Annotated in this window: 8 protein-coding genes; 2 read left to right on the plus strand and 6 right to left on the minus strand. The window is 63.4% G+C overall.

All coding sequences use genetic code 11. The features are described 5' to 3' along the window. Positions 1-136: 136 nt before the first annotated feature. The 5 genes from MFF24_RS26050 to MFF24_RS26070 form a co-directional block, all read right to left on the minus strand. Positions 137-1,267 (minus strand): aminomethyl transferase family protein, encoded by a 1,131-nt coding sequence (locus MFF24_RS26050; protein ID WP_238228872.1) that lies wholly within the window; start codon positions 1,265-1,267, stop codon positions 137-139. Positions 1,268-1,366: 99 nt separating this feature from the next. Then, positions 1,367-2,407, minus strand: coding sequence for a heme-dependent oxidative N-demethylase family protein (locus MFF24_RS26055; RefSeq protein ID WP_238228873.1), 1,041 nt, complete (start codon positions 2,405-2,407; stop codon positions 1,367-1,369). A 76-nt stretch (positions 2,408-2,483) separates the two neighbouring features. Further along, positions 2,484-3,443: a PDR/VanB family oxidoreductase gene (locus tag MFF24_RS26060; protein WP_238228874.1), complete on the minus strand. Its 960-nt coding sequence runs from the start codon at positions 3,441-3,443 to the stop codon at positions 2,484-2,486. Next, positions 3,440-4,045, minus strand: coding sequence for a dimethylamine monooxygenase subunit DmmA family protein (locus tag MFF24_RS26065; RefSeq protein WP_238228875.1), 606 nt, complete (start codon positions 4,043-4,045; stop codon positions 3,440-3,442). Before MFF24_RS26065 ends, MFF24_RS26060 begins: the two co-directional genes overlap by 4 nt. A 59-nt stretch (positions 4,046-4,104) precedes the next feature. After that, complete coding sequence (locus MFF24_RS26070) at positions 4,105-5,730, minus strand: trimethylamine N-oxide permease (protein ID WP_238228876.1); 1,626 nt, start codon at positions 5,728-5,730, stop codon at positions 4,105-4,107. 459 nt (positions 5,731-6,189) lie between these two features. Between MFF24_RS26070 and MFF24_RS26075 the strand changes: the two genes are divergently transcribed. After that, positions 6,190-7,290: a helix-turn-helix transcriptional regulator gene (locus MFF24_RS26075; RefSeq protein ID WP_238228877.1), complete on the plus strand. Its 1,101-nt coding sequence runs from the start codon at positions 6,190-6,192 to the stop codon at positions 7,288-7,290. After that, positions 7,287-8,327 carry a helix-turn-helix transcriptional regulator gene (locus tag MFF24_RS26080; RefSeq protein WP_238228878.1) on the plus strand — a complete coding sequence of 347 codons (1,041 nt, stop codon included), beginning with the start codon at positions 7,287-7,289 and terminating at the stop codon, positions 8,325-8,327. Before MFF24_RS26075 ends, MFF24_RS26080 begins: the two co-directional genes overlap by 4 nt. A gap of 525 nt (positions 8,328-8,852) precedes the next feature. Here the strand turns inward: MFF24_RS26080 and MFF24_RS26085 are convergent. Continuing rightward, the coding region (locus tag MFF24_RS26085; protein ID WP_238228879.1) for a hypothetical protein at positions 8,853-9,060 on the minus strand (208 nt) is incomplete at its 5' end.

Raw genomic sequence — 9,060 nt, forward strand, 5'->3', positions numbered from 1 at the left:
ATGATTTTGGACTTGTCAAGTTGATACGAGCCGCTGCAGGCTTCACGGTGCAAGGTCGTAGCCCCCTGCACCCGGCGCGGCGCATCGATGAAGCGGACGCGCCCGCCATCCTCTCACATGGCTTCGAAGACGCCGGTCAGGCCCGCTCATCCAGCGGATGGGTGCGCAGCCGGTTCGGATCGTAGAACGGGGTGCGGACCACGTGCCCGGTAAACTCCCCCATGTCCGATCGCACCGCGAACGCCGTGCCGAGGGCGGTGAGATCCGGGGTGACCTGGGCAAGCGCTATCGATTTCATCAGGTGCCGGCTGTAGGTCGTGGAGTTGATCCGGCCGACCACCTTTCCGTCCCGTTCCAGCCTCGCGCCGGGCTCGATCGCCTCGTTCGCGTCGATCTCCAGGCCGACATTGGCGTAGCGCACCTCGCGCCTGCGCCGCTCCAGGGCCGCCTTGCCATGGAAGGCCGGCTTCGACAGGTCGACCGTCCAGTCCGCGCCGACCTCCCAGGGCGTCTCGTCGCCCTGCGGCATGTCGAACGGGAAGAACAGCAGGGCTCCCTCGACGCGGACGATGTCCAGGCAATCCCACGACGCGGCGCAGATCCCGTAGGGTTTGCCGGCCTCCATGATCTTGTCCCAGAAGAACTCCGCATCGGCTGCCGCGCAGAACACCTCGTAACCGCGCTCGGCCGAGTAGCCGCCACGGCCGATCGACACGCTTCTGCCGAACAGGGTCGTCGGCGCGTGCTCGAAATACTTGATGCCGGTCAGATCGAGGTCCGTATGGGGCCTGAGGATGTCGAGCGCGGCGGGCCCCTGCAGCGAGAGGATGTGGACGTCGTCGTCCGGCGCCCAGGTCGATTGCGAGCCCTCGAAGAAGCCGGCGATGACGGTGTCGAGCCGGCCTCCGCCGTGGCTGACGCGGAACGCGGTCGGGCCGTCGCGATAGACAAGCACGTCGTCGATCAGCGCGCCATTCTCGTCCACGATGTTCGAGATCGCCGACTGCCCAGGCTTCAGCTTGCCCACGTCCGAGGTCAGCATCCGATTCAACACGTCGGCCGCATCGGGGCCGGAGACGTTGATGATCCGGAGGGCGGACACGTCGAACAGCCCGGCCTTCGAGCGGACGATCGCGACCTCCTCGTAGGGGTCAGTGTCGTAGTTCTGCGGGATCAGCCGCCCGTTCCACTCGGTGTCGAGCTTCGATCCGAGTTCGTGATGCCGCTTCGCCAGGGCGTTCTTGCGCGGGAACGTGTCGGTGATCATGAGGCGTCCTACCTTCAGGTATTCGACGGCGTCGGATGACGCGGTCTCGAAGACATCGATGCGGTGCGGAGCGGCGGCGGACGTGCGCCGCCGCTTGCGTCAGTCGGGCGCGAAGCCGGGAGAAGTCGGCGCGCCGTCGTCGTATCGCGACAGCCAAGCCACCGTCGTGTCGCGGTAGCGCGACAAACCCTTGTACTCGGCGAGTTCGCCCCGCACGTCGCGCAGCACGCGATGGAAGCGTCGCGCCCATTTCGGCACGGTGACGAGTTCGTTCATGCTGATCATGTAGGCCCGGATCGAGAACACGATCGCGTTGGACCGCGGTAGGCGCCACATCGCCTGGAGCTCGACCCGCAGATGGACCTTGTCGCCCACGTTCTCCGGCGTCACCGTCGTCCGGTCCCGGCCCCACTTGTCGTAGTTCTCGGGTGAGGTATCCAGTCGGGGGTTGATGGTCATCGTCCAGTTGAGGCGACGGACCGGTCGGGCCTGCTGCAGGTTGAGCAGGAACTTCAGCGCCCGCTCGAAGATGCCCATGTCCTTCGCGAGCGGAACCGGCGCGTGCCATTCCATGAAGTTCATGCCGATGTCGAAGTCGAGCGACCAGTCCGCCTGACCGGTGATCATCCCGGAATCCATCCAGAGATTGCCGAGTCGCTGGTCGAGCAGCGCGAAATCGCCCTGGCACTGTCGGGTGATGTATTCCATCGGCGGCCGGGGAAGCGTCGCGGCGTCGCCGAAGGTGAAACGCTGATCGATCCCGAGCGGCCGGTTCACCCAGTGCCAGGCGTCGCCGGCGCGGGTCAGCTGGAAATGTTCGGGATAGTGCTTGGCCATCGATTCCATGAGGAGCTCGACGAGGTCCCACTCGGCGGTGATCATGTGGGGCAGCGATTGGCAGCGTCCCGGGTCCTCTTCCAAGACGAGGGCACGGTCGTGCATCTCGGCGACGTAGTGCTCGTCGATGTCGATCGGGAACTCGAACGGCGACTTCGCCGGTCCCGGCATGTGCTGCTCGATGTTGACCGAGTACATGTACTCGTCTTTCTCGAACGGGAACGGGAAGCGGCGAATCGCTTCGGGCGAGTTCGAGAAGGTGAAATCGTCGCGGAAGGATTCCGTCTTGAAGTGAAGGGTCATCGGCGTTTCCCCTTTCTGCTCATGTGAAGCGAGTTGTAGGTTCGAGGCGCGTCGCGCCGCAGTCGACTTCGGGCCTTCACAGGTCCAGGACCAGTTCCCGTCCGGCGAGGCGGGAGACGCAGAGCATGATCTTCCGACCGGAGGCGCGCTCCGCCGGCGTCAGATAGTGGTCGTTGTGGATCAGCTCGCCGTCGGCCTCGCACACGCCGACTTCACACTGGCCGCAGGCACCGCCACGGCAGAGGAAGGGCGCGTCCACGCCGGCCGCCTCGAGCGCCTCCAGCAGGCTCTGGTCGCCGCGCACCTCGCAGGTGATCCCGGCGCGGGCGAGCCGGACGGAGAAGGGATCGCCGGCCGGCGGTGCCTGGAAGCGCTCGGAATGCAGGTTCTCCTCCGGCCAGCCGGCCGCGCGCCCCTCTTCGAGGACCGCCTCGATCATCCCGGCGGGACCGCAGACGTAGAGATGCGTGCCGATGGGCTGATCGGGCAGGATGTCGCTCATGGCCAGGATTTCCTGGCAGTCGTTGCGGTAGAGCCGGAGCCGGTCGCCGTGGCGCGCGCGCAGTTCGGCGATGAAGGCGCCGTGCGCCTCGCCGCGCACGGCGTAGTGGATCTGGTAATCGGCGCCCGTGCGCCGCAGCTCCTCCGCCATGGCGTAGATCGGGGTGATGCCGATGCCGCCCGCCACCAGCAGATGTCGGCGCCCTGGCAGGAACAGCGGGAACAGGTTCACGGGCATCGTGATCCTGAGTTCGCTGCCGACTATGACGTTCTCGTGCATGAAGCGCGATCCGCCACGGGAGTCCTCCGTGCGCAGCACGCCGATTCGGTAGCTCGATCCGTCCTCGGCCCGATCGATCAGCGAGTAGGCGTTGCGGATGGTCCGGCCGTCCGCCGGCATCAGCACGACGACGTGACACCCGGCGGCGAAGGGCGGCAGCGTCCCGCCATCCGTGCGGGCCAGTCGGAAACGCCGGATCGTGGGCGTCGCCTGTTCGATCTCGGTGACGCGGACCGGGATTTCGACACCGCTCATCGCGACAGCTCCTGTGCGGGGGGGACGTCGCCGGGCACCTCGGCATCGATGCGCACGCCCTGGAAAGCCGAGAGCCGGCGGGAGAAATGGTCTCGAACCAGAAGGCTCTGTTCGCAGCCCGGGCACGTATAGGGCGAGACGGTCACCGCCTCGGCGATATGCTTGCAATGCACGCACTGGACGCGGCGGGCGGGGGAGCCGCGCTTCTCGGCGATGACCGATTCCGGGACCACGCCGAAGCCCGCCGCCCGCGCGATCACCTCGCCGATGAAGCTCTCGGAGCCGGCGACGTAAAGGCGCGTGCCCATGGTCGCGGTCGCGAGCACGCCGTCTAAGCCGGCGAGCAGCTCGTTCCGCCCGGCGGCCGGGTGAAACGCGGCCCAATCCAGACGGGAGAGCCGTTCCGCCGGTTCCGCTCCGGCTTCGTCGGCCCTCGCGTAGAGCAGGATGGTTCGCGGACGAGCGTCGGTCGCGTCGGCGAAGACGTCGAGAACGGCGGCCGCGCCCTCGTCCTCCGCGGCGATCAGGTGGGTCCTGGCTCTCGGGTCGAGAGCGAGGCGGCCGTAGCTCGGCCGGCTGTCGAACTGGCTGATCTCGATCATGGGGTCTCCAATCCTTCGGCGGACCCGGGCGACGCTTTGCGGCGCCCGGATCGGTCTCGTCAGAGCTGGAAGAGGAAGTTGGCGGTGAGCACGGTGGCGACGCCGGCCGCGAGCGTGAGGTAGGGAAGCAGGCCGGCCTTCCGTCCGCTCACCAGCGCCTCGGTGCGCGTGACGCCGAGGTCGCGCAGCATCTGCGGCGGAAACTGGCCGCGGTCTTGGACGTAGTGGCGGAACAGAAAGACCGGGATGATCGCCCCGGCCGTGACGATGCCGGCCCACAGCGCCCACGGGTGCCACACCTTCGCGCCCGCCCCGAGGAACACCGCGTTGACGAAGCCGAACACGGCGCCGACCGCGATGATGGCCGCGGGGGCCCGATAGGGCCGCTCGATATGGCCGTTGTCGATGCGGTGGATCCAGCCCGAGTTGAGGTTGAGGAAGTTGAAGATGATGTAGCCGGCGTTCGAAACCGCGAGGATGAAGAAGAACGAGGCCGAGTCGGCGCAGGCGATCGCCAAGAGTCCGAGATTGACCACGAGACCGGTCCACATCGCCGCGATCGGTGCGCCGTGGCGGTTCGCCCGGCCGAGATACTTCGGCAGCCAGCCGTCGAGCGAGCCCTGGTAGAGCGTGCGCGAGGCCCCGGCCATGGCCGTCATCAGACAGAGCAGAAGCGCGAAGATCATGAGCATGACGAGCGCGCTCGCGACGACCGGTCCGCCGCCGACCATGCGCGCCAGGGCGGCCGCCACGCCCGACCCATCCGCGATCGACGGTTCCAGCATGCCGGCGAGGCCGAGCTCGCTCTGGAAGGTGAACGGAACCAACAGGAAGATCGTCAGGCAGAGCAGGCCCGAATAAAAGATCGCCTTGAACGTGTCGGTCTTCGGGTTCTTGAACTCGCTCGTGTAACAGATGGAGGTTTCGAAGGCGTAGGTGGACCATGCCGCGAGGAACATCCCGCCGAGCACGAGCGTCCAACCGGTGCCGTTCCAGGCGCCCGGCGCGGGCTTGTTGGCCTCGGCGAGCGGCACGAAGGGCGTGAAGTTGGCCCAGTTCACGCCGTGCTGCAGCAACGGCGCGACGCCGATGACGAGCAACGGGATGATGACGGCGAGGCCGATGGCGCGCTGGACCTGAGCGGTGCCGCTGATGCCGCGAACCTGCACGGCGAAGGCCGCCAGCATGAGCCCGACACCGATGAAGAACGGCGTGTTCAGGGAGAAAGAGACGGGCCCCAACGATCCCGCGGCCAGCGTCCAGGTGCGGATCGCGGCGTTTGGATCGGGCACCAGGGCATTGAGGATGTAGGCGGCGGCGATTGTGCAGCCCAGCGCAAGGACGGGCGTCCAGGCGATCCAGTTGCACCACACTAGCAAGGGCGAGACCGGCTTGGCGTAACGCATCCAGGCGGCGGCGCCGTAGACCGACGAGCCGCCCGACTTGTTGGGAAAAAGTCCGGCCATCTCCGCATAGACGAAGGATTGGAGGAACCCCATCAGCATCGAAGCGGTCCAGATCGCGAAGGCGGGCGTGCCGGTCGCACCGGCAATGCCGCCAATCGAGAACAGGACGAGCGGCGGCACGCCGCTCGCGACCCAGAACGCACCCGTCCACGAGATGCTACGTTGAAGTTGCCCTTCCTCCGCAGGAACGGGCGACAGCTCCGCCGTCGCGATGGTCATGACTGATCCTCCCAGCGACTCGCGCCAAGTTATTCTGACGTCGAGATAAGATCGAAGGCCGGAAGGCACCTGCGGCGAGGTGAGCCGTTGCGGTCTTCAAGGCGGTGAAGGATCACGACGATCGCGATCCTTCTCGTGGACAGAGGCGGCCGTCGGCCCGTTCTATTCAACAGGCGCCGTTTGCCGGCTCCTCGCGGCACGAAATCATGCGGTCGGCGATGTGATCATCGGATGGTGTTGGTTCTACCGGACACACCATCGGGGAATTTGATGAAAACACGTCGAATACTCACTCTCCGCTCTCCCGACTTCGTCCCTCCGCCGGATCGGTGCATCGAACCTTCCGCAAGGATCGATCCGGAACTTTCTTTCAAGGGGACGATTGCCGAGGCGGCACAGGAGTGCAATGGTGCAATTTGGCACCTATATCACGTGTCCTGCCCGCCTGGTCGGAGACGGATGGAGCTTGAGACGACCGCCTATCACAGGCCTTGGGAGTGCACGTTGATGAGGCGATCCCATCCTTCGAAGATCGCTTCGATTTTCACGCTGCCATCATGGAATGCTCAAATAGGGAAGCTTTTTCAGTCGATCGGCACTCCGTTCTTTCACGAGGAGATGGTCGATCTTCTGGAGGCAACCGTCGAAACCGATGCCTTTTGGATCATCAGGTACTCCGGAGAGGCTGTACCCGACGTGGTGTTCACGCGCGGCGTCTCGGCCCACACCGAACGCGTCTATTCAAGGCATTGCGCGTCGATCGACCCATTTTCCGCCCGATGGCGAAGCTTGAGGGAGGCCGGTGTCTTCACCTTGGAATGGCTTCGGACGAACGATCCTTCCTGTGCGTCGTACAGCGACCTGTTCCTACGCGCGGCCGAGATGGATGATGAGCTAGGTATCACTATACCCCTCACGAACGAAAACTGTTTCGCGATCTTCCTCGAGCGCAAGCGTGGCATCTTTACCGATGACGATGTTTTCATCCTGAACACGCTTTACCCGACGATCGAAGGATGCTGCAGATCGCATCTCGAGCGAGTGTTCAACGACGTGAAGAAGGTGGAGATAAACAAGGGCGCACCGATCGTTCCTCGCCCGACGGCGATTTTCGATCATGCGGGGCACCAGGTCTATTCCGACGACAGTTGGAACAAGGCTGTTCGGCGCTTCCCGATGTTGAAGCGGCTTGCCACCGGGCTGGTCCGGGAAGATGGCACCGAGTCGATCATGGACGATTGGATCTTGCGAGCCGAGCGCCTGACCTCGGATTTCCCGATCGCTCCGAACGGATCGAAGCTCGTCTTGGAGAGACTAAGCATTCCACTTCCGCCCCGGAATGCAGACGGTGCTCCGGATGTCCTCTCGTTATTTACGAGGCGCGAGCGTGACGTGTTCCGCCTCATGCTGAACGGCGTGAAGAACGATGATATTTCGGCCAAGCTCGGAGTGGGCGGCGGATCAATCCGAAATATTAAGTTTCGCATATATCGAAAGCTGGGGGTTTCTTCGGAAAGTGAGCTGGTTTCAAAGTTTGTTGTCTTCAAGGAATTGCTATGAGGCGGTCGCGCAAGTCTAGACTCATCGCGTACGGAAGTAGAGACTGGTTTCAGCGTATCGGCGAAATAGTCGTTTCGCTTGGAAGCGCGCATTTTTACGAAGAGCTGATCGATGTATTCGGGTGCTTGATCGACCATGATGCATGCTGGGTCATCTGCTTCTCGGATCCCGCACCTCCCGAAGTCATGTTTACGCGAGATGTGCCGCAGGCGTTGCGAGATCATTACACGAACGCCTGCTCCGCGGTTGATCCATTTGCGGCTCACTGGCGACTGCATAAGGAGGTCGGAGTCCGCACCTTATCTAAATTCAAGGGTATGCTGGCGGCGATCGACGCCCGGCAGTATAACGACATCTTCAAGCCTGTCGCCAATATCAGTGACGAAATGGGCTTGTTCTTGCCGACGATCGGTGCATCTTCGATCGGCTTGTTTCTTGAAAGGCAAAAGGGTGATTTTAATAAGGACGAGCTTGGGCGTGCGAAGGCGGCATTTCCGATTTTGAGCAGTCTGGCGAGAGCGCATATCGGTCAGCTGTTCGACGGCCTGCGCCAGGGGGACGAAAATCTGAGCAACGATCAGATCGGAGCCCAACCGATCCTTGTTCAGGATCGATGCGGTGTGGAGATTTTCTCATCGGACTCATGGAAAAATGCCGTCGAGCAGGAGCCGGACCTTGCGAACGCTATTCAGCTCGATGAACGCGAGGCGCCGATCCTGCTCGGAAGCTTTGTTCTCAACGTCGTGCGCGTCGACAAGTATTTCCCGCTTGCGCCTGGGGGACGAATGCTGACGTTGACGCGCTGTCCCACTGATCGCCAGGACAAGGAGGTCGCCTCCAGGCGGATGGAGTTGATGCGGTGTCTGACACCGCGCGAGCGAGATGTTTTCAGCTTAATCTTTTCTGGATGCTCTACGTCGGAAATATCAAGGGCCCTGTCATTATCAAAAGGCTCGGCTAAGAATGTTACTCTTCGTATATACAAAAAATCGCAATGCAAATCCAAAATAGAACTCATAAAAAAGTATTCGCATTGATTGGCTGGAGACTGGGCCGAACGGCTGGAACGCGCTTCGACACGGTGCACCCGCTGCACCGGCCGGACAATGTGGCCGCGCGATGGCGCCAAATGTGCGCGGCGATGCCGATCTCCTTTGGGCGGGACGAGTTGCCCTCGTCGGGCGGGGCGCCAAGCCGGGGATGCGCAGCACGGGCGTGCTTGGGACTGCGGCCGACGATGAGCTTTCCCACAGACGACGACAGGCTCGGCTCCGGGCAGGGATCGGCGTGAGACAGCGCCGCCGGCATCCGGTGGAGCCCCGGCCCCGGCACGGGTTCCTCGTGGTGTTCGAGAATCGCACTCACTGGGGACGACTTGGGGCAAGACGGCAGATCACTGGCCTGGAACGACAGCTCGCGAGAGCGGAAGACTTGGCCACATCACGCCCTAGCTGGTCGTTTTGTCTGCGCCTCGGCGTGGCGGGTGCAGTCCATTCCGTCAACGTGGCGCTATCGCAGTTGCCGGGCAAGCCGCTGCCGTCACAGTCATCAACTCTTGTTTCCTACTGAAGCGGTTCGGTGAAAGGGATGTGCCACAGCACGTGTCCCGCCTCGTCTGCGATCTCGAAGGCAAAGTCGCAGGGGTTATTACCGGTACGCATTAGAGCTGTTGCCGACCGTGCCGAGTCGGCCTGGGGTTTTCTGAGGTGGGGCGATCTGATTCTCTGTCGGTGATCGACAGGAGGGTTGATGGCATCGTCGTTATCGTCG

It is taken from the genome of Methylorubrum aminovorans (assembly GCF_022179725.1).
In the GTDB taxonomy this organism is placed as follows: Bacteria; Pseudomonadota; Alphaproteobacteria; order Rhizobiales; family Beijerinckiaceae; genus Methylobacterium; species Methylobacterium aminovorans.